This window comes from Ignavibacteria bacterium (assembly GCA_036262055.1).
Lineage (GTDB): Bacteria > Bacteroidota > Ignavibacteria > Tepidaquicellales > Tepidaquicellaceae > DATAJP01.
In genome coordinates this window covers 888,793-910,439 of the sequence record DATAJP010000002.1, presented here as the reverse complement: position 1 = coordinate 910,439, position 21,647 = coordinate 888,793, and the positions used below count along the sequence as shown (strand labels likewise).

Sequence of the window (21,647 nt, the reverse complement as noted above, 5' to 3'; positions counted from 1 at the left end):
ACAGGCATTTGTTTTTATGAATTAAAAAATTTAGAAAATTTAACAGAATATGAAAAAATTAATTTCATTTTTGATGCTGTCATTTTTTATAACAGTAAATTTAAATGCTCAGAGCGTTCTTACGGGCGTTGTCAGAGATTTGCAGAACAATCAGCCGATACCTTCAGCCATAATTAAAATTGTCGGGGGAACTGAAACCGGGACAACAAACGATGATGGTATGTTTAGGATAAACTACTCATCAAATTTCTCAAAAATTCTGGTAAGCGCAATAGGTTATCAGGGAAGAGAAATATCAGTTGCTGATAAAACGAAAGAATTATTAGTATTGCTTGAATCAACAAATCTTTCTACTTCGGAAATTCAGGTTGAGGGATATTTAAATAATAGAAAAAATATTGAAACTCCGGGAAGCATAGGATTGCTTTCAAAACAGGACCTTAACAGAACAAACGGTATTAATATACAAAATGCAGTTAATCTTATTCCCGGTGTTGATATGCAATTCAGAACTATCGGAGCAGGTTCGAGAATGATAATCCGCGGCTATGGTAACCAAACAAATTTCAACGGCATAGGTTATAAAGCTTATTATAATGATGTTCCTTTAACCGATGCTGATGGTTCAACAGTTCTCGATGACGTTGATTTTACAAATTTAACAAACGTTGAAGTTTACAAAGGACCTTCATCAAGTATTTATGGAACGGGTATAGCAGGCGTTCTTAATATGCGTTCGGATAAAGCTCCGCTCGGAACAAATATAATCCAAAGAGGTCTTGCAGGTTCATACGGATTGTGGAGAACAAACACGGGAATAGGAACCGGAACAGATAAATATAATATTTTCGGAAACTATGGACATCAGAATTATTCAGGTTTCAGAACTCACAGTGCTTCAAATGAAGATTTTGCATTAATGAACGGTAATGTTTATATCGATAATAGAAATACTCTTTCGTTTTTTGGAAATTATTCATATACATTTAATGAATTAGCCGGTGAGTTGGACAGTGCAAGTTTTTATAATAATGCATCCCTTGCAGATTCTAACTATATAAAGAATGACGCTCACATAAGAAATGAAAGTTCACGCCTAACCGTTTCTTATGAACACATTTTCTCACCACTTTTCGTTAATAAAACCAGCTTCTTTACGGGTTTCTTTTTCAATGACCAGCCTTCAGCAGCCGGTTTAACAAGAGCAAACCGCTCAAAATACGGTGCAAGAACTACGTTCAGTTTTACCCCAATGCTTGGAAAAATGCGTTCCAATTTCGTATTCGGCGGTGAGTTTTTTAAGAACGTAAATTTTGCCCAGTCGTATGCTTTAACTAATAATGTGCTTGGTGCTTTAAGGGGTGACCAGGAAATTAAGCCGATGACATATAATGTATTCGGACAAGCAGATGTAAATATTACACCAACAACTTTATTTACCGTTGGCTCAAGCATTAACTTTATTGAATACACAGTGAATGATATGATTGCACAATCATCAACTCACGTAAATATGTCGGGATACAAAAGATTTGACCCGATAATTACTCCGAGAGTTGCAATAAATCAGACAATTAATGATATGGTTTCATTTTATGGAAGCTTAAGTACTGGTTACTCACCCCCTTCTACAAGCCAGGTTTTAATTACACAACTTGGGAAAGTTAATTATAACTTAGAACCTGAGAAAGCATTAAGTATCGAGTTCGGTTCAAAAGGAAGTTTGCTTAATAGAAATTTGAATTATCAGCTTGCTGCATTCCAGATGAATGTCACAAATAAACTTGTGACACAAAACTTTGCTGCTGCAAACGGTGTTCCTGCATATTCAATTACAACAAATGCAGGTGAAGTCCGTTACAGAGGATTTGAAGTAGCTCTTTCATATGCCTATGTGCCAACGACGCTTCAGTTCATCACTCTTGTCAGACCGTTCGCTACATATACATATAGTGATTTCACAAACGTGGATTTCAAAAGCAATAATAATAACGATTCAGCAACAAAGAATTACAATGGATTAAAAGTTCCGGGCGTTGCACCAAATGTATTCAATGCCGGGCTTGACGTTGAAACACAACCGGGTATATATACAAATCTTACTTTTATGTTCAGAGATAAAACTCCTCTTACATTTGATAATGTTAATAACGCGAAAGCATTCAGCTTGTTTAATGCAAAGCTCGGTTTGAGAAGATCTATTGCACAAAACATTTATATAGACGTTTATGCAGGAGCGGATAACATTTTTGGTGAAACATATTACCAGCAATTATTTCTGAATGTAAACGATAAGAGATTCTATATAAGCGGACCGAATAAAGCCACATTTTATGGCGGCTTATCGTTCCAATATACAATAAATTAATTCTTGCCTCCTACTTTGTGTCGGGAGGTTTCTTCCGGCACAAAGTTTTTAATTAAAGAAAATGAAAAAGTATTTTATTGTAATATTTGTTTTAGTTATTTCGATTTATTCATGTGGAAGATTTTCCAACAAAGAAACTGCAGATGATAAAAAAGATTCAGTGAGAATTGTTTGTGTCTCAAAACAGCTTACCGAAATGCTTTTTGCGCTTGATGCTGCAGATAAAGTTGTCGGGGTGGATATTTCATCTACCTATCCCGAAGATGCTAAAAAATTGCCGACCGTTGGCTATCACAGAGCGCTTGGGATAGACGGCATTGTTTCATTGAATCCGACCGTAGTTTTTGACAATGGCGGCATTGGTCCTGATGCAATAAAAGAACAGCTTAAGCAAATCGGGATTCCTTTAAAAGAATATTCACCTACTCCAAAAATAGATGATGCAAAAAATTTGTTGTTGGAATTGGGAAGAGAATACGGAAAAGAAGATAAAGCAAAGGAATTAAATGCAAAGCTCGATGCAGATTTGAAAAAAGCTGAAGAAAAAAGAAATCAGCTTAAGGAAAAACCAAGGGTAATGATAATCCACTTCGGACAGGCAAATAATAATTATTTCGTTATGGGAAACAGAGGAAACGCAAACGAAATGATTAACCTTGCAGGAGGAATAAATGCAGCCGATACTGTTTCATTCAGATTATTAAGTCCTGAATCTGTAGTAAGAAGCCAGCCGGATGTAATACTTGCAACGGATTTTGGTTTTGACAGAGCAGGCGGTTTGGAAAATTTTAAAAAACTTCCCGGCATTGAATTAACGCCTGCTGCAAAGAACGGACGCATATATAGAATAGAAGAACACGATTTGGTCTATTTTGGTCCGCGAACCGGCGAGAATGTTTTGAAAATGATGGAGCTTATTCACCAACCTGTAAATAATGAAACTAAGTAAGTTCAGCAACATAACAATATATACATTCTTTATTGTCCTGATGATTTTCCTGATGATTTTATCTGCGAAAGTAGGTGCAGTAAAACTCACTTTTGACCAGATATTTCAATATGCTTCGTCAGTTATCACGGGCAATTACGGTAAAAGCGATAATACAGTTTACGAAAATTTATTTTTATATATTCGCCTTCCCAGAATTTTTATGTGTCTGATTGTCGGTGCAGTTCTTTCCATGTCAGGTTCAATAATGCAGTCAATTTTCAGAAATCCAATTGTTGAGCCGGGAATTGTCGGAACTTCTGCTGGCGCTTCTCTCGGAGCGGCATTTATTTTTGTATTCGGGCAAATGGTTTTCTTTGCAAGAGTAGATTTTCTCGGAAGTTTTCTTCTGCCTTTCACTGCATTCGTTTTCGGATTAACTGCAACTTTCATTGTTTATAAATTCTCGAACGTTATGGGAAAGGTTAATGTTACTTCAATGATTCTTGCAGGAATGGCTGTTAACGCAATGGCTGCAGGAGGAACGGGATTTCTTTCTTATATGGCTCGCGACCCTCAGGCGAGGTCGATTACGTTTTGGAATCTCGGAACGTTTGCAGCATCGGATTGGAAATCCGTAATGATTGTCGGAATTGTTGCCATACTATGTTTTATCTATAATCTGCGTTACGCAAAAGATTTAAATGCGCTGCAATTAGGCGATGAAGAAGCATCATATCTCGGAATTAATGTTGAAAGATTAAAACTAAAGTTGATCATTGTTAATACACTAATGGTTTCAGTTGCAACTTCGATGGTTGGTGTTATAGCTTTTGTGGGATTGATTGTTCCGCATATACTTAGACTAATAAAAGGTTCGGATAATCGTTATTTAATGATTGGAACGATTTTTCTCGGTGGGGATATAATGCTTGGAGCTGATATCTTATCACGCACACTTGCTGCCCCTGCTGAAATTCCAATAGGCATAATTACAGCTTTCGTAGGTGCTCCGTTATTTTTGTTTTTGTTAAGCAGAATGAAAAAGCAAAACAGAAAAGGCGGCGTCTATGCTTAAAACTGATAAATTATCATATCGTATAAATGATTTTTATCTCGTAAAAGATGTAACATCAGATTTTAATCCGAGAGAGTTTGTTGTTATAATGGGACAGAACGGAGCCGGTAAATCAACCTTGCTGCGTTTGCTTGCTAGAAGTTTGAGTCCCTCAGAAGGAAATGTTTTTCTTAACGATAAAGACATAAAAGATTTCAGCGAATTGGAACTTGCCAAAATAAGAGCGGTTCTTTCCCAACATTATGATGTTTCGTTTCCGTTGACTGTTGAGGAAATAATTATGATGGGAAGATACCCTTATTTTAAAACATCACCGGCAGTAAAAGATTGGGAAATAATTTCCGCGGCAATAAAGTTATTGCAGATTCAGAATTTTAAGGAAAGAAATTACAATACTCTTTCGGGAGGCGAGTCTCAGAAAGTTCAATTTGCAAGAGTTTTGTCTCAGATATGGGAAGACTCAAATTTTCCAAGCAGAATTTTATTACTTGATGAACCTGTCTCAAATTTGGATTTACATTTTCAACATGAAATTTTGCGTATAGCAAAATCGTACATACATCACAATATGATTGTGATTGCAGTTCTGCATGACATTAATCTTGCTCTCAATTACGCTGACAGGATTTTATTTATGAAAGCCGGTGAATTGAGATACAATTATGACATTAAAGATGAGCTAAACAAAGAAATGATTGAAGATGTATTTAATGTGAAAGTTAAAATTATTGAAAACCCGGTGAATAATAAACCGTTAGTGATTATTAATGAATAAATAATATTATCAAATAGTTTTAAAAATATATACCTAACCTGAATGTATAAACTTATTTTTACTCTGTTCTTATTTTTTGTACTATGTTTGTATTCTTCTATTGCATATTCTCAGAATTATGAAGATGAGAATGAAGAAGAAAGAGAAAAAAATGAACAGCAATCCGAAGACACCTTAAAAGGTGAATTACAAGAAATAGTAATTACAGGAACACGAACATTTAAAAGAATTATCGACATACCGTATTCAGTATTTCGTGTTGGCAAAGAAGAAATTAGATACGGGAGAAATGTTACGGCAAAGGATTTGCTTGCTGATGTTCCGGGATTATTTCTTCAGACGCGATACGGAAATGATGTTCGTATTTCTATTAGGGGTTTCGGAACACGGTCAAATTCCGGAATCAGAGGCATAAGGGTTTTGCTTGACGGCATTCCCGAATCTGATCCTGATGGTGAAACTTCTATAGACGGAATTGATTATACTTCTCTCGGCGGAATCGAAGTAGTTAAAGGCAACCTTTCCTCTTTATATACCAATGCTCCAGGTGGTGTCATAAATTTTCTTTCCGATATAAATTTTACAAATAGTTTTGTCCGCTCTACAAGTGAAATAGGACAATTTGGTCTATTTCAAAACGGACTTAAGCTCGGCTTAAAAGATAAAAATTATAATTATTATTTATCATATACCTATAGAAATTATCAAGGGTATAGACAGCACAGTAGTGAGTATAGACATTTATTAAATACAATTCTTCAGACATTCCCGAATGCAACTTCATCACTTACTGTTTTTGGAAATTACACCGATGGACTCCAAAAACTTCCCGGCTCACTTACAAAAGAAGAATATGATGAAGATCCTCAACAGGCTTATTTTCAGGCGGTCTCAAGCGATTTCAAACGCATAACTCAAAAGGGAAGAATTGCAGTCAGATATAATAAATCTTTTGAAAGATTTAACGATATGGAGTTAACAGTCTATGGAGCGATGAGAAATCTTGATTTCACGACTAATACATTATATAGTGTAAGAAAGAAAAATATTTTTGGCTCAACCGGCAGATATGTAAATAAAATGCCTGTCTTCGGGCGCGATAATGAATTTTCTGCGGGAGTAGATTATTTTTTTGTGTCAGGTCCTTTAACTGCGTTTAATAATGTAAACGGACAGCCGGGAGATGAACTTCGCTCTGAAAATCAGGAGTCACAGTATAATCTCGGATTTTATTTTCAGGACCAAATTAATCTTATACAAGGGAAATTATATTTTTTAACTTCCGGAAGATTTGATAAAGTAGATTTTCAAAATGATGATGATTTGTTCAGACAAAGAAATTCTCAGAGAAGCTTTCAAAAATTTACTCCGAAATTTGCATTTAACTATAAGCTGAATCCTAACAACGCTGTTTATACATCATACGGTTTTGGGTTTGATACACCTTCATCATCAGAGCTTGAAAATTATCCCGGCAGCTCGAATAACGGCTTCACAACTTTAAATCCCGACCTTAATCCTCAGTCGTCAAGAAATTTTGAACTTGGCATTAAGGGAGAATTTGTTGATAAAAGCAGAAAAGTTTTGAGAAAAGCTTTTTATGAAGTTACTTTTTTTAATACACAAATTGATGATGAAATTATTCCCTTTGTCTTAAGCGATAAGACATATTTTCGCAATGCCGCAAAAACAAACAGAACAGGTATTGAGTTAGGATTAAAATTCGAACCTTTAAGAAAGTTTGATGTAATTTTAAACTATACTTTCACAAATTTTGTTTATGATGAATATATTGCCAGAACTTACGACTCAATAGGGACTCCTGTTGACGTAAATTATTCCGGTAACCGTGTTCCTTCGGTTCCTCAGCATTTAATAAATTTCATTGCAGAACATGAGTTTGAAATTACAGAGCACGTGGAAGGTTTATTCATTTTTGATTGTGATTATGTAAGTAAAATGTTTGTCGATGACCAGAACAGTGAAAGCACAAACAGTTATTTTTATGCCAATTTTCTTGCAGGAATAAATTATAATATCGGAAATTTAGGACTCATTCTTTCAGGAGGAGTAAATAATATTTTTAACAAGAAATACGTTGGATTTATAAATATAAATGCAAACCCTGAGTTCCCTCTGAATCAAAGACGTTATTATGAACCCGGAGACCCGAGAAATTTTTATCTGAATTTAAATGCAAGTTTCCGTTTATAAATATATCAGACTATGAAAACATTTGCAAAACATATTATAATTTTAATTTTATTTTTTTATTCAGAAGTCTCGCTTTCACAGTATGTGAATTACAGGATTCATCCATCAGGTAACGTTCAGATAGAGCCATCAATTGTAAAACATCCATTGAACTCTTCGATATTTTTTACAAGTGCATACACCTTAAGCGGCGCACTGCGAAGTGAAGGAACATATACTTCAACTGATGGCGGAACAACATGGTTCGGAACAGACACTTGTCAGGGAGCTCCAATAACAAGCGGGCATGGCGGAGACCCGGGTCCTATTATTGATAAGAACGGAGTTTTTATTTTAACGCATCAAGGCGGAATCATTGCAGGTATGTATGGAAATTATTCTATTAATCTCGGAATTAATTGGTCGTCCAACAGCATTATTGCAACTAATGACCAGGATAAAGGGAATCCGGGAACGGATGACGTTCCAAACAGTCCTTTTTATGGAAGAACATATCTTGCATGGACAAAATTTACTTCACCTTTACCGGTTGTAATTTCATATACCACAAATTCGGGAATGAGCTGGGTTCCTTATATTCAGGTTAATAATACGCCTGCAGGACATCAGTCGCTTGCTCCTTATGTCGTTTCAGGACCAGGCGGAATTCTTTATACAACCTGGGCAGCGGTAATAACCAATTCTCCCTTTAATGAAGATTTTATTGGTTTTGGAAAATCAACTAACGGAGGTAATAACTGGAATGTGAACGAATCGGCTTATGATTGCAATGGAATTAAAACTTCAACATTGGCACCATGGGATATTCGTGTTAATGGGTATCCGATTATGGATGTGGACAAAACAGGCGGAAACAGAAACGGATGGATTTACATTGTTACTGCGGAGAGAAATTCACCTCCAGCAGGAGCAGACCCTGATATTATTTTTCACCGTTCATCTGACGGCGGAAACACGTGGTCACCCGGCATAAGAGTAAACCAGGACCCACTTAATAACGGTCGTTCGCAATTTTTTCCTTTTATAACAGTCGATGAAAATGGAGGACTCAACGTTGTATATTATGATAATAGAAATTCTCCTGATTCCGTAGAAGTTTTTATTTCTCATTCAAATAATGGCGGCGACACTTGGACTGACACAAAAATCAGTGACCATAAATTCAAACCGAAAGCAGTAGGCGGCACTGGCGCTGGAAATCAGGGTGATAATATCGGAATGATTTATTCAAACGGATTTTTATTTCCCGTTTGGATGGATAATTCAACGGGCATATATCAGGTTTGGACGGCAAAGGTTGATTTGACTACAATCGATGTGAAAACAATCTCTGATAACATCCACGATAAATTTTCATTATACCAAAATTATCCTAATCCCTTTAATCCATCCACTATCATAAGGTTTGATTTAACTAAAAATTCTTTTGTGAAGCTTGAAGTTTTTGATATAACAGGAAAAAGAATTACTGAATTAGTAAATGGGGATTTGCAAGCTGACAGTTATGAAAAAGAATTTGATGCTTCAATGTTAGGAAGCGGTATTTATTTTTATAAAATTAAAGTTGAAAATTTTGTTGAGACAAAACGAATGGTTTTAATTAAGTAATGTAGTTCCCTGACAATCGTCATACTCTAATACTATTATTAATTTTCAATATCATGCATTTCAACAATTAAGTATATACTAATATAAAAAGTGATAGTTTGAGAGATGAACATAATAAATTTAGAATTAAAGTTTATTAAAATCCGCTGCATATTAATAAGTTTAAACAAAAAAGGGTTAGAAATTGCATTCTAACCCTTTAATTTTTCAGTAACTTATTCGAGCGGAACCGACGGGACTCGAACCCGCGACCTCTTGAGTGACAGTCAAGCGTTCTAACCAAACTGAACTACGGCTCCGGATTTAAATAAGGTTCAAAATAACGTTTTATCAGAACATTAACAATTCACTTACTAATCAAAAATTGCAATAGAATCTTTAGTGTTTAAAACTGTCTTGACAAATATATCCGTTACGGATATATTGTATAAGCATGGCAAATAATACTTCTAAAAATCCTTTAACTCCTGCAGTGCTTCACATTCTGCTCGCACTCTCCATGGAAGAGCGTCACGGATATGGAATAATGAAGCAAGTAGAAATGGATTCGCAAGGAAAAGTGAAGATGGGACCGGGAACGCTCTACGGTTCAATCGGCCGTATGATAGAAGCGGGATTAATCAGAGAAAGCGACAGAAAGATTGACCCCGAAATGGATGATGAACGGCGTGTTTATTATAAAATCACCGGAGCCGGTCAGGAAGCACTTAGTGCGGAATTAGAGCGTTACCGTGAAGTAGTAACAGTTGCTGAACAAAAACGGCTCTTGCCGAATACATTAGCTTATGATGCATGAACACATAATACAGAAATACCGCTATTGGTATTCAAAACTTCTTCAGCTTTATTCGAAGTCATATTATGAAAGATTCGGAGAAGGAATGAAGCAAACTTTTAGCGACATTCTACGCGCGCAGGCAAAAGATGGAAAAGATTTATTTAGTTGTGCCCTCTGGATGTTTATTGAAACATCGGGCGGAATTATTAAGAATAATTTAAAATTTATGTTTATGAACAATAAAAGAATTTTAATCGTTATAGTCATAACAGTATTAATTTTAATGATACCATTTGTGGCAATGCAGTTTACAAATGAGGTGGATTGGAGTCCCGGTGATTTTTTAATAATGGGTGTACTTATATTAGGCTTAGGACTTGCATTTGAGTTTTCAACTAGAAAAGGCAGTCTCCTTAATAAGTTTGCCATTGCTATTGCGGTAGGAACAGCTTTCCTTCTTACCTGGTCAAATCTAGCTGTGGGATTCATCGGAGATGCAAATCCTGCCAACCTTTTATTTTTTGTGCTTGTCATTTTTTTAGGTTTGGGAACTATAATATCCGGGTTAGACCCGCGAAAAATGTCGCGTCTATTGTTCACAGTAGCAATAATTCAAATTGTAATTCCTGTAATTGCACTGATTTTCTGGAATAATGATTTTGCACCCGGAGTTTTGCAAGTGTTTATATTGACTGCTTTTTTTGCCGGTCTGTGGACAGCGTCAGGTTTATTATTTATGCGGGCAAGCACTCAAAAGCTTGAGATAAAACCTGCCGGTTGAGTTTTATTACCTTGTTTCCAATATTTTCTAAAATGAAAAAGGGTTAGATTACAAAAATCTAACCCCTTTTTATTTATTATTATTATGAATTAAATAACAAAAATTTTATGCGGAGTATAACATTATTAGTAATTTTTCTTTTTCTATTGATTTGTGTTTGTTCAACAGGTTATGCTCAACAAGAACTTGGGGTCAATTATAATGGTGTATTTAGTCAAATTAACCGGGATGATTTATCTCGCTGCAATGCCCGGCTCATCCGTGGGTTTGTAGATTATTTTAAATTCAAGGAGGGAAAGAAAACTATAAGCAATGATGATGGTTTACAAATGCTTCGGAATCTTCATAATGCGGGATTTAAGGTCATTCTTAACATAAAATTTAATTTCGAAAAAAGAAATCTTCCTGTTTTTGATTCAGAAATTAATTCTGAGTTAAGTTATCTGGATACAGTGCTGAATGTTATTTATAGTGACTGCGACGTCCTTGTCTGCGGAAATGAACCTTTTATTGAATCAAAAATTGACCAGAGGGATTCGCTTCTTTTAAATTTTTATATTGCGGTCGCAAAAAAAGTAAAATCGTATGTTGATAACCAATCGCGTAAAGTTCCGTTATATATTGGTGCGTTCGACAATTTATGGAAGCCTTCCTGGCAGACTGAATCCGCAATTGCGCTGATTAATTTTGCCAGAGAATCCCAATGGATTAACGGAATTGATTTGCATATTCACCATACTTTGATGGAAGATATAGATAGTGCGTTTGCGTTTGTCTCGCCGAAAATTCGTAACGACCAAAAAATAATTGTAACTGAATTTTCTTTAAAGAACGAGTGGAAGCTTCACCTTCGCGATACTATTCCAAATGTCTTAAGCATTGATTTTGGAAAACCTGCAGATTTGGAGGTTTACCAGTATTTGAATTACACAATTCATAATCCTGTTTCACGTGATGAATGGGTAACTTTTTTAAGTAAGAGTCCATGGTTTGAAACAAGAAAAAACTATCTCACAGAAGCGTGGGGGAAATTTAATGCAAATCCAAAATTTTATATGGCAACTTACGGGTTATATCAAAATGCCCCTGAAGACTTCACTCCCAAAACCGATCCTTGGATTATTAACCCGCTATTTGTGAATGTAACTGTAATACGGGATTCTATTACAAACCATTATCAAACAAACTATGCTTTTTTTGATGAGTTTGTCAAAATAGTGAAATAATTTTATTTTAAATTATATATTAGATTTCATAAATTAGCTTGGTTCTGCTTTTCTTCACGTATTCATACTAACTATTATTTGATGCCGAAATTTAATAATTATTAAATTATTTTAATAAAATATTGTTATAAATAATAACCTTTAAGATGAACTTAAATATATTAAGAAAAATAACGCACTTCTCGGAACTTAATGATGAGGAACTTAAATCTATTTACAAGTTTTGCTCAATAAAGAAATTTAATAAAAACGATATAATTTTTTTTGAATCTGAACCTTACAAAGGTTTTTATGCCGTTTTATCCGGGCTCGTAAAGGTATTTAAAGTATCTCCCGAAGGAAAAGAACAGATAATAAATATTTTTGAACCTTTCGGGACTTTTGCCGAAGTACCTATGTTTAAAAACATTAACTCACCGGATTCCAATCTGAGTTATCCTGCAAATTCTGCTTCTTTGGAAGATGACACGGAGCTTTTATTTATTCCCGCAAAAGAATATATTAATTTCATTAAATCCGACATCAATCTTTGTCTTAAAATGATTTCGGTTCTGTCGCTTAAGAATGTTCATCTTAATATGATGTTAGGAAATATTACTTTAAAAGATGTTTCCAAGCGTCTTGCAGAATTTTTGCTTTCAGAAATTGAAAAATCAAATCAAAATACTGCTACAATCAAGCTCGATATAACACGTTATGACCTTGCTGCATATCTCGGAACAGTTCAGGAAACCATTTCTCGCACCTTAAAAAGACTTCAAAACGATGGTATTATTGAAGTTTCCGGTAAAGATATCTTCATCAAAGATATTTCAAAGCTGAAAAACCTTTCCGAATAAGCCAAAAATCTTTAAAGTTTTTAATTATTTGATTTAAGTCATTGATTTTGGGGGATCGTTTATTCTATTTTTATAATAAAAAAAGAAAATGGAAATAAACACACAAACCAAAGTTTCAGATGTAATTAAATTTAATTACAAAACAACCGAATTATTCGAAAAATTAGGCATTGATTTCTGCTGCGGCGGGAAAAAAAGTCTTTCTGAGGCATGCGCTAATAAAAACATTAATTTAGATTCATTACTGAATGACTTAAAAAATTATTCATTCAATAACGATGTCTTTAATGACTGGGAATTGGACTTCCTTGCTGATTACATTGTTAATGCCCATCATACATACCTGAGAAAAGTCTTGCCAAGAATTAAAGGGCATCTTAAAACTCTTTCTGAAAAACATTCAGTTAAATATCCGGAACTTATTGAAATCAATTCGGAATATGAAAAGCTTCAAAATGAGCTTGAAGAACATATGCTTAAAGAGGAGAATATCCTTTTCCCTTACATAAAAACTTTAGTTAATGCCGGCAGGGACAATTCTACGCTCAATACGCCGCCATTCGGGTCTATTGATAATCCTATTTCAGTTATGGAAAGAGAGCATGCAGAAGCGGGAAATTTTTTGGAAACAATCAGAAACCTAACAAATGATTTTTTGATAGAAGATTCTTTTTGCAACACACACAGAATAACCTATAATGAGCTTGAAGAATTAAACAATGACCTGCATAAACATATACATCTTGAAAATAACATTCTATTTCCGAAAGCTAAAGAATTAGAAGAAAAAATTTTTAATTCTGCGTGCAGTTCAGAAGGTTCCGCCTGCATGTGTAATTTATAAAGATGAATTTATTATGAAAACTTTTATTAAATTTATTTTAATCGCTTCAATTTTTATAGCAGAGAATTTATCTGCGCAGACCGAGACTATTTCCCAAGGTATGGATATGAAAGTTTATACTAAGTGGATGATGGCAGGTGTTTTTGTTTTGTTCTTAATAATATTCGCTGTTTTAATATTCGGCTCATCGAAAGAACCATCTCTTTCGGGAGGAACAACATTGCAAGCCGAAATAAGCCCTGTCAATATTTTCGCAGGTAACACAGTTTATATGCCTGCATTAAGCACAGAATTGCTCAGAATCAGATTTATTCTGATATCGGCGCTGATAATATTTTCTGTTATACTACTTTTATTAATATTTTAAATTAAAATTATCATGAAAAGAATATTTGCATTTTGTATTTCGATTATAACTCTGCTGACAATAGCAAATACCGAAATATTTGCCTGCCCTAAGTGTAATGAAGATTTCAGAAGTGAATTGCTTAAAGAAAGAGCTAATACATTAGGAGCTCAGGAACTATTGAAAGCCATAGAAAATCAATCCGGTTCAAATCAGCTTGTTTCATCTCCTGTGAAGTATAGTATTGATACACCTGAAAAAGAAAACAGCAAAGAAGAAATTGTTGAAAATGATTCGGACGATAACTCAATAAGTATATTTACTATAATAAAATTTTCTTCTCCGCTTGGTTTTTTTGTAGTTAGTTTAATAAGTTAAAATAATTTTTCAATGGAATTTAATATAAATAAAATGAAATCCTATCAAATGTTGCGAATGTTATTTATTGCGATGGTGTTGTTACCGGTTCAGGTTAATCTTTCTTTATTCGCAGAAAGCAAGGACACAACTCAGTTCATAGAAATAATGAACAGGGATAATAGTCTGTCCATTCCGCCGTCGAGCTATGTGCCGCAGAATGCCGGTATAAAACCGGATGCATCGGTTACAATTGAATTATCCGAAGGCGACACTTATATAGGCGCAGGAGTGCTTTTCAAAGGTTTTGTAATAAACGGAAGTATTCCCGGACCAAACATAATAGTAAATGAAGGTGATATTGTTGAGTTCACGGTTGTTAATAAAGGACAAATTCCTCACGGTGCATCGATTCACTCAGCATCTACCCAGACTTCAAAATATCTCGGAAAGATAAACGCAGGTGAAACAAAATCCATGTTGTTTAAAGCATCACGCCCGGGTGTATATATGTATCACTGCGCTCCCGGAGGACATGGAATTCCGCTTCACATATTATTCGGGCAATATGGAATGATGACGGTTAAACCAAAGAAACAGTATAAGCTTGAGCAAATGCTGAATAAAAAACCTGATGTAGAATTATACATACTTCAGCATGAAATGTATTCAAGCGGTAAAGATGCAATTGACGGAAACCCTATATACACTATGTGGAATGGAAAACTGTTCAAATATATCGAACAACCGATAAAAGCAAAACCCGGAGATTATGTAAGAATAAATTATCTGAATGTAGGACCAAACAAAGTTTCTACTTTTCATATTGTCGGTATTATGTGGGACTTTGTTTATTGGCAGGGAAATCCTGACCTACCTCAGCCCGGCGGTCAGACTGTAACTTCAGGACCATCTGATTCATGGGTTATAGAATTCAGAATGCCTCCTGATGAAGGAACTTATACAATGCTTGACCATGCGGTGAGCGCTGCAGACAGAGGTGCTATCGGATTATTGATATGCGACAGAAACGCGGTCACTCCTGTAACCATAACTGCAGACGGACCGCAATATGAAGAAAAAGAATTAAAAGATATAAAATCAAAAATCATAAGAACCATTGCGCCGTTTGAACCGGGAACGCCTGATGTTGACCCCGTCGTTGAATACGGACCGGAAGTGAAAGAAGTTATGATAAAAATAATAGGAAACAGTTTCTATCCCAAATCAATCAAAGTCCATCAGGGTACAACTGTCACATGGCAGAATGAAGAAGTTTTCACTTATATGGAAGGAGAATTTTCAGGCATTCATACCGCATCAACATATGATGCGCCGGAACCGTTCAGCTCTCCTTTGCTCGGACATGCTGAAACTTTTAAAGTAAAGCTTGACAAAGCCGGTACCTATAAATATTTATGCGCACCTCATCCATATATGAAGGGTGTAGTTACGGTTGTTAATGGCAATGAAACGGCAGGAACAAAGGGAAATATGTGGATTTTTGTGCTTGTTATACTGACAATTTTGTTAATTATATATGCGCTTTATAAAATAAATTCAATAAAAAAGAATATAGTTGTTTCGCCAAGCTCAACATAATTAAATCAATAATAGACTTAACAAAAAAGGAGCAATAAATATAACTTTATGCTCCTTTTTTTTATGAATAATTAAATTTTTATTTTAAGACTGTCATTCTTTTTGTTTCGATAAATCTTTCCCCGTTATTCTCGGCAACAAGACGGTAAAAATAAATTCCGCTTGATATTACTTCAGCATTAAAAGTTAGCGTATAAATGCCTGCTGTCTGATTTCCATTTATGAGGGTTGCCGCTTCACGTCCCGCTATGTCGTATATTTTCAAACTAACATACCCGTCATATGGAAGCTGATAATCGATTCTTGTTACGGGATTAAACGGGTTTGGATAGTTCTGAGATAAAAAATATTTATCGGGAACACCGATTGAAATTTCCCCCGTTAAATTAAAATACTCATAGTTGCCGTTGTAATCTAACTGCTTCAGCCGGTAATTATACCTTCCGGGAGAAACACTCTCATCAATGAAACTGTATTGATATGATTTATTGCTTGTGCCGTTACCTTTAACAAACCCAACTTTTAACCATTGGTTTGTTGATGCAATTTTTCTTTCGATGTCAAAGCCCAGATTATTAAACTCCATTACTGTTGTCCATAAGAGCTTGATTTTATTTTCAAATACGGACGCGCTGAAAGTTGAAATTTCCACAGGCAGGATTACCTCGAATGAAGCATCCATACCTCCGTGAAAAATACAGGTATAGTCATAGGTACCCTCCTCTGTAACAATATAATCGAATGTTTCACCCACGCTCCCCAGAAACATATGGTCCCATGTTGCAGCACCGGATGGAACAGTTACCGAAGTCGTGGTATGAAATCCTTCCATCAATGTCCATCTGACAGTATCGCCCACATTAACATTGAACAAAGTTGAGGGAAGAAAAAAATTGCTGAAAACTCCGACATTATACAATTCTGCTTTAAGCGGGGAAACCCCAAAAAATAAAATTGCGAAAAATAAGATGTATTTCTTCTTCATAAAGTGATTTTTATTTAAAAAATAAAATTTTACTCCTATCCCCCGGACTAAAATTATCTGTGTTTAAAAATCACTTTCCAGTGCATTTATAGTTGTCTAAATTATATTTTAAACACATATTAAGCAAGAAGAAAATTTGTCGTAGTTATACATACCACACTATAAATTTATGAGGAAAATGCTGTTTCATTTCAGTGAAAAACCTGATATAAAGAAGTTTTTTCCACAAATTATTTCATATAACAATCTGCCTGCATGCGTCTGGGCAATTGATGAAGAGCATTCAGTGAATTATTTTTTCCCTCGCGACTGTCCGAGGATTATTTATGCAAAGTCAGAAAATATCACTGCCAAAGATGAGGAAAAGTTTTTTGGTGGAACTAATGCTAATAAAATAATCACGGTTGAAAATAAAAACCAAGAACGGTTAAGTGAAGCAGTAATTTACAAATACACTTTTGATAAAGCGGGATTTAAGCTTCAGGATAAAATTGCCGGATATTATATATCATATAACGAAATTATTCCTTTAAAATGCGAACGTATGGAAAATTTAATTAATAAAATTAAAAACACAGGCGCAGAACTTAGATTTATGGATGATTTGAATTCTTTAAGAATTGAAATTTTAAATTCTTCCATCGATAATTACTCAATTATTAAAATGGAAAAATGAAAATAAAATTTTATATCGTTTTATTTGGCATAATGTTGTTAGTGAAAACACCCACAACGGCGGTTTCACAAACTGACAGCAGCATTCAGGCGCAGATTGACAAAATCGCATCTGATTATTTAAGCAATCCTGACAATGTCGGATTGATTATCGGTATTTATCCAAAACCCGATCCGAGGTCAATGAATGCTACTCCGCCTGCTCCACAAGTTTTTGCTTACGGCGAGGTGCAAAAAGGCACAGGTGTCCGCCCCAATGAAAAAACAATTTTTAAGATGGGCTCTGTCGGTAAAACTTTTACTGCAATGCAGTTGGCACATTATGTATGCAACCCGTCGTCGGGAGTTTTATTAACCGACCCTATTAATAAATATCTCCCTGCAGGAATGACGCTTCCCGAATGGCGTGACGCAAACGGCAACATTACTTACATAACTTTGCTTGACCTTGCAACGCATTTTTCTTCATTGCCTCGTGTCCCTTCCAACAGAGTTAAGCCGCCGGGATATACCGTCGAAATGCTTTATGCATATCTGCAGAAATATAAATTGAAATCACAGCCCGGTACAAAATTCTTATATTCGAATCTCGGGTTCGGAATACTTGGCGATATAATGACAATAATAGGAAAGAATGATTATCAGACTCTTGAAAACCAAATCTTCACCGATGCTCTCGGAATGGTTGATACAAAAATTTCCTTGAATCAAGAACAGCTAACGCGTCTTGCCTATTCATATTCAAAAGGAAAAGAACAGGAATTTTACGGTGTTACTTCGCCTGCGTTTTACGGTGCGGGTGGAAATTTTTCCACGATGACCGATATGCTGAAATATCTCGCTTATAATATGGGCTACCTGAATACTCCGCTTAATTCTTATCTTGATACCTTGCACAAGGTTAGAATGACAACGGGCTTGAAAAATCTTAAATGGATGGGGCTTGCATGGCAAATCGGAACACTTAACAATAACGAACTTATCTGGAAAGACGGCTCAACAGACGGATTCACAACTTGGGTCGGCTGGGTTGATGCAACAAAAACCGGAGTTGTTATCCTTTCAAACACAAACGGCGCAAGCGGTGTGGCAATGAAAGTTATGAATGTACTGCAATAATTATTTTCATATATGTTATAAAATTTTTAAATAATAAATTACAAATAAATGTATTATACCAAAATCATTTTATTTGTTACTCTGTCATTTGTGTTCACAAATGCTACTCAAGTATTTTCACAAACTGACACTCTTAAAATTGCAATACTTGGAGACAGCAGAAGCGATGGTGAAGAAGGAACAAACGGAATAAACGGAGGAGTGCTTTCCAAGCTGTTCAGTCTTGTAAAACAGCAAAATCCTGCGGCAGTTTTTTTCACCGGTGATTTGACTCTCGGATTGGAAAAGAAAAAAAACGTGAAGCCAGGTGACACGGTTAATCCTGCGCCGACCTCAGATGTTTTTGAAAACCATTGGGAAAAAGCCGGTTTCATTTATGATCAGACTGCTTTTAGAAAAATGATTACAACTTTTATAGAAATTAAAAATGAACATCTCGGAACGGAAATACCTTTTTATCCCATGATTGGCAATCACGAAGCAATAGGCACGGTATCTGTTTCGTTGTTTAAAGAATATTTTAACATACCTCAGGCACCGGGAGTTGATTCAATGCATCTTGTTTACAACATAGGGATTGAAAACGCTAACTTTGTTATAATGGCGACGGATTATTATAACAGAAAGATTGAAGCTCTTGTCGAGCATAATCTTAACGGCGGGCAAATTGATTGGCTAAAAAACGAATTGCAGACAACAAAAGATAAATATAATTATTTTTTTGTGATGGGTCATGAACCCGCTTATTCATTAAGCGCTTTAAGCGGCGGAAAAGCAAAGGGTCTGGATAAGTTTCCGAAGGAAAGAAATATTTTCTGGGATATTTTAAAATCCAATGGAGTGAATGCATATGTTTGCGCACATGAACACACTTTTGATGCAGCAGTGCAGAATGGCTTGTGGCAGATAATAACAGGAGGCGCCGGAGCACCGTTACAGCCCGGTGGATTTTATCATTTTATAATATTAAAAATTCCACAATTTCCCGATGGTGTGCTTTCTATTGATGTGATAGATATTAATAACACACTTGTAAGAACAATTGTGTTGGCGAAGCAGTAACAAAGAATAAATCATGACATCATCTTGAAAGACGGAATAACAGTCTTAACAACATAGGTCGGTTGGGTTGATACGGTAAAATGAAGTGGTTGTCTTTTCAACCACTAACGGCATAGCCTTGTGACAATAGAGATGATGAAGAGAATTTAAAAATTATTTAAATATTTATTAACAGATTTAATAATTAATTTTTTTCTTTCTTTCAAAAATTTTCTATAGTTCTCACTATCCCATAATTTTGTATTTTGTGGAATACAATGAGCAATTAAATTATTTTTAGATTCAGTAGTTAAATAATTTTTAGGGGAATTAGACTTTATCCTTTCATTTGACTCTATGGAAACAAATGTAATATTTGCAATATCATTTATTTCCATTCTTATTTCACTTTCATTTAATCTTCTTTTTTTTGCATTTTTTTGATATTCCTTATCCTTTATTAAAAAATCATATGGAAAAATATGATGTAAATGAATTTTTCCTACCTTAGATAGCTCTGTATTAAATACATCAAAATCACTAGCTCCTTTTAATCTAAATGCTAAATACATTAATAATAAATACGGGTTTTTGGAATAAACCCCTTCTAAATCTTTTTCTGTTATAAATGATCTTTTAAATTCATTATTTTTAATATTATTAAATAATTTAATAAATCTTTTGTTAATCGTTAAACGTTCATTTGTTAAGCTATAAAAATCTTTTCTTAATACTGTCTCTGATTGTTCACTATAATGACCACTAATCATTGAAAATAATAAATATTTAACAAAAATAAATTCATCCAACTGATTTTTTTTAATTTTCGATAATGTGTATATAATAGGAACTAATGCATTTCTAGTAGTGATTAATTCTGTTCTATCAATTAAATATTTTTCAAATATTCCATTTAAGCTTATAAACGAGGTTTTAGTTTTCTTCCAAAAAGTTATAAGTTGATTTTTCAAGAACGCGTTATTCATAACACGCTTAGTAAAATCATCAATTTTAGCCGAATTATTTGCTACAGAAGCTAAACAACGCATAATTAATGGTAAATCTATAATAAATCCCTCTTTTCGCATACGCCTAATAAAATTGCGAAATTCTTCAGAAATACCATTCCAATAAGGTATAATATTTGCTAATTCAATTTCAGCAGTAATTAATGTTTTCCCTTGCTTGTTAATTCTTTTAAAAACATTTGCTACATCAGTGTAATTATCTGTTTCTATTATTTGAACTGGATAACTATAATTTAGTATATTTCTTTTATATTTATTTAGCTGTGTTGATATTTTGATTTGAGTATCATCATTAAGGATTTCATTAATAAGAATTTCATTATGACTTAAATTTTTTAAATCTTTTCTTGCCTCAACAAGCAAGGTTTTCTTATTAATGATAATAGTAGGTAACTTTATTTCTTCACCTAGCTTATTATTAACCACATCACTTGGCAATATAACTGAAAGTAGTGAAGTAAGTCTTTGCTGACCATCTATCAATAGATAGCGTGGAGGTGTTTTTTGATATAAATGGAGTCTCTCTGGTCTAATATATAATTCTCTAATGCTCTTTTTCATCCCAATTGTATCCCAAAGGACTATTGCACCAGACGGATAATCTCTCTGAATAGAATCTAACAATTTTTTTATTTTATCACTCCTCCATACAAAATCTCTTTGTATTTCAGGAATTGCAATTTCCTTATCAGCAAACATCCTAACTAATTCATCAATGGTTTTATTAGTCCTGTTTAACTTCATAGAAATTATAAAAATTTAAATTTGGAATATTCGACAAATTTAATTTAACAAATTTAATTTTAAATAAAACAGAAAAAATTATATTAGTTGATGTTTTCAAGAGAATCCTGCGAGAGAAAATAATTAGTATTATAGAATATGCAATAAAAATGGAATTCAATAAAAACTGTCACCCTGAACTTGTTTCAGGGTCAACGTAACGCATATGGATTCCTGCTTTCGCAGGAAAGACAAGTTGTTAAAAATTATAAATTCATAAAGAAGCTATATACCGCGCCACTTCGTGGAACCCCTCTCGTAGAGGGGAATTT

Annotated in this window: 19 protein-coding genes and 1 tRNA gene; 17 read left to right on the top strand and 3 right to left on the bottom strand. The window is 34.5% G+C overall.

Going from position 1 to position 21,647, the window contains the following annotated elements:
* Positions 1-49: 49 nt before the first annotated feature.
* The 6 genes from VHP32_05935 to VHP32_05910 all read left to right on the top strand — a co-directional run bounded on the left by VHP32_05935 (position 50) and on the right by VHP32_05910 (position 8,971).
* On the top strand, positions 50-2,368 hold the full coding sequence (locus VHP32_05935; GenBank protein ID HEX2787427.1) for a TonB-dependent receptor: 2,319 nt from the start codon (positions 50-52) through the stop codon (positions 2,366-2,368).
* Between the two features lie 61 nt (positions 2,369-2,429).
* Positions 2,430-3,317, top strand: coding sequence for an ABC transporter substrate-binding protein (locus tag VHP32_05930; GenBank protein ID HEX2787426.1), 888 nt, complete (start codon positions 2,430-2,432; stop codon positions 3,315-3,317).
* A complete protein-coding gene (locus VHP32_05925; GenBank protein HEX2787425.1) occupies positions 3,304-4,374 on the top strand; it encodes an iron ABC transporter permease in 1,071 nt (356 codons plus the stop codon). Before VHP32_05930 ends, VHP32_05925 begins: the two co-directional genes overlap by 14 nt.
* On the top strand, positions 4,367-5,149 hold the full coding sequence (locus tag VHP32_05920) for a heme ABC transporter ATP-binding protein (protein HEX2787424.1): 783 nt from the start codon (positions 4,367-4,369) through the stop codon (positions 5,147-5,149). Before VHP32_05925 ends, VHP32_05920 begins: the two co-directional genes overlap by 8 nt.
* 42 nt (positions 5,150-5,191) lie before the next feature.
* Positions 5,192-7,363, top strand: coding sequence for a TonB-dependent receptor (locus VHP32_05915; GenBank protein ID HEX2787423.1), 2,172 nt, complete (start codon positions 5,192-5,194; stop codon positions 7,361-7,363).
* Between the two features lie 12 nt (positions 7,364-7,375).
* Entirely contained in the window at positions 7,376-8,971 is a 1,596-nt protein-coding gene (locus tag VHP32_05910; GenBank protein ID HEX2787422.1) for a T9SS type A sorting domain-containing protein, read from the top strand.
* Positions 8,972-9,195: 224 nt separating this feature from the next.
* Here the strand turns inward: VHP32_05910 and VHP32_05905 are convergent.
* Positions 9,196-9,270: transfer RNA gene (locus VHP32_05905), tRNA-Asp, on the bottom strand.
* A gap of 134 nt (positions 9,271-9,404) precedes the next feature.
* Here VHP32_05905 and VHP32_05900 point away from each other — a divergent pair.
* The 8 genes from VHP32_05900 to VHP32_05865 all read left to right on the top strand — a co-directional run bounded on the left by VHP32_05900 (position 9,405) and on the right by VHP32_05865 (position 15,744).
* The gene (locus tag VHP32_05900; GenBank protein ID HEX2787421.1) at positions 9,405-9,767 is read left to right on the top strand and encodes a helix-turn-helix transcriptional regulator; all 363 of its coding nucleotides are present in this window, start codon (positions 9,405-9,407) and stop codon (positions 9,765-9,767) included.
* Positions 9,757-10,530, top strand: coding sequence for a hypothetical protein (locus VHP32_05895; protein HEX2787420.1), 774 nt, complete (start codon positions 9,757-9,759; stop codon positions 10,528-10,530). The genes VHP32_05900 and VHP32_05895 overlap by 11 nt, the downstream gene beginning before the upstream one ends.
* A 329-nt stretch (positions 10,531-10,859) precedes the next feature.
* Positions 10,860-11,756: a hypothetical protein gene (locus tag VHP32_05890; protein ID HEX2787419.1), complete on the top strand. Its 897-nt coding sequence runs from the start codon at positions 10,860-10,862 to the stop codon at positions 11,754-11,756.
* A 146-nt stretch (positions 11,757-11,902) separates the two neighbouring features.
* The gene (locus VHP32_05885) at positions 11,903-12,595 is read left to right on the top strand and encodes a Crp/Fnr family transcriptional regulator (GenBank protein HEX2787418.1); all 693 of its coding nucleotides are present in this window, start codon (positions 11,903-11,905) and stop codon (positions 12,593-12,595) included.
* An 88-nt stretch (positions 12,596-12,683) separates the two neighbouring features.
* Positions 12,684-13,439, top strand: a complete 756-nt coding sequence (ric, locus tag VHP32_05880) for an iron-sulfur cluster repair di-iron protein (GenBank protein ID HEX2787417.1) — start codon at positions 12,684-12,686, stop codon at positions 13,437-13,439.
* A 13-nt stretch (positions 13,440-13,452) separates the two neighbouring features.
* A complete protein-coding gene (locus VHP32_05875) occupies positions 13,453-13,806 on the top strand; it encodes a hypothetical protein (GenBank protein ID HEX2787416.1) in 354 nt (117 codons plus the stop codon).
* 12 nt (positions 13,807-13,818) lie between these two features.
* The gene (locus tag VHP32_05870) at positions 13,819-14,163 is read left to right on the top strand and encodes a hypothetical protein (protein HEX2787415.1); all 345 of its coding nucleotides are present in this window, start codon (positions 13,819-13,821) and stop codon (positions 14,161-14,163) included.
* Positions 14,164-14,196: 33 nt separating this feature from the next.
* Entirely contained in the window at positions 14,197-15,744 is a 1,548-nt protein-coding gene (locus tag VHP32_05865; protein ID HEX2787414.1) for a plastocyanin/azurin family copper-binding protein, read from the top strand.
* Between the two features lie 79 nt (positions 15,745-15,823).
* On the opposite strand, the gene VHP32_05860 is transcribed toward VHP32_05865, so the two are convergent.
* Positions 15,824-16,729, bottom strand: a complete 906-nt coding sequence (locus tag VHP32_05860; protein HEX2787413.1) for a T9SS type A sorting domain-containing protein — start codon at positions 16,727-16,729, stop codon at positions 15,824-15,826.
* Between the two features lie 169 nt (positions 16,730-16,898).
* Here VHP32_05860 and VHP32_05855 point away from each other — a divergent pair, with 169 nt between their 5' ends.
* From VHP32_05855 to VHP32_05845, 3 genes are read left to right on the top strand one after another with little or no spacing between them, the layout of a single operon-like run.
* Positions 16,899-17,405, top strand: coding sequence for a hypothetical protein (locus tag VHP32_05855; protein ID HEX2787412.1), 507 nt, complete (start codon positions 16,899-16,901; stop codon positions 17,403-17,405).
* The gene (locus tag VHP32_05850; GenBank protein HEX2787411.1) at positions 17,402-18,523 is read left to right on the top strand and encodes a serine hydrolase; all 1,122 of its coding nucleotides are present in this window, start codon (positions 17,402-17,404) and stop codon (positions 18,521-18,523) included. The genes VHP32_05855 and VHP32_05850 overlap by 4 nt, the downstream gene beginning before the upstream one ends.
* 48 nt (positions 18,524-18,571) lie before the next feature.
* On the top strand, positions 18,572-19,585 hold the full coding sequence (locus VHP32_05845; GenBank protein ID HEX2787410.1) for a metallophosphoesterase: 1,014 nt from the start codon (positions 18,572-18,574) through the stop codon (positions 19,583-19,585).
* Between the two features lie 146 nt (positions 19,586-19,731).
* Here VHP32_05845 and VHP32_05840 read toward each other — a convergent pair whose 3' ends face one another.
* Positions 19,732-21,336, bottom strand: coding sequence for a DUF262 domain-containing protein (locus tag VHP32_05840; GenBank protein HEX2787409.1), 1,605 nt, complete (start codon positions 21,334-21,336; stop codon positions 19,732-19,734).
* Between the last annotated feature and the right edge of the window lie 311 nt (positions 21,337-21,647).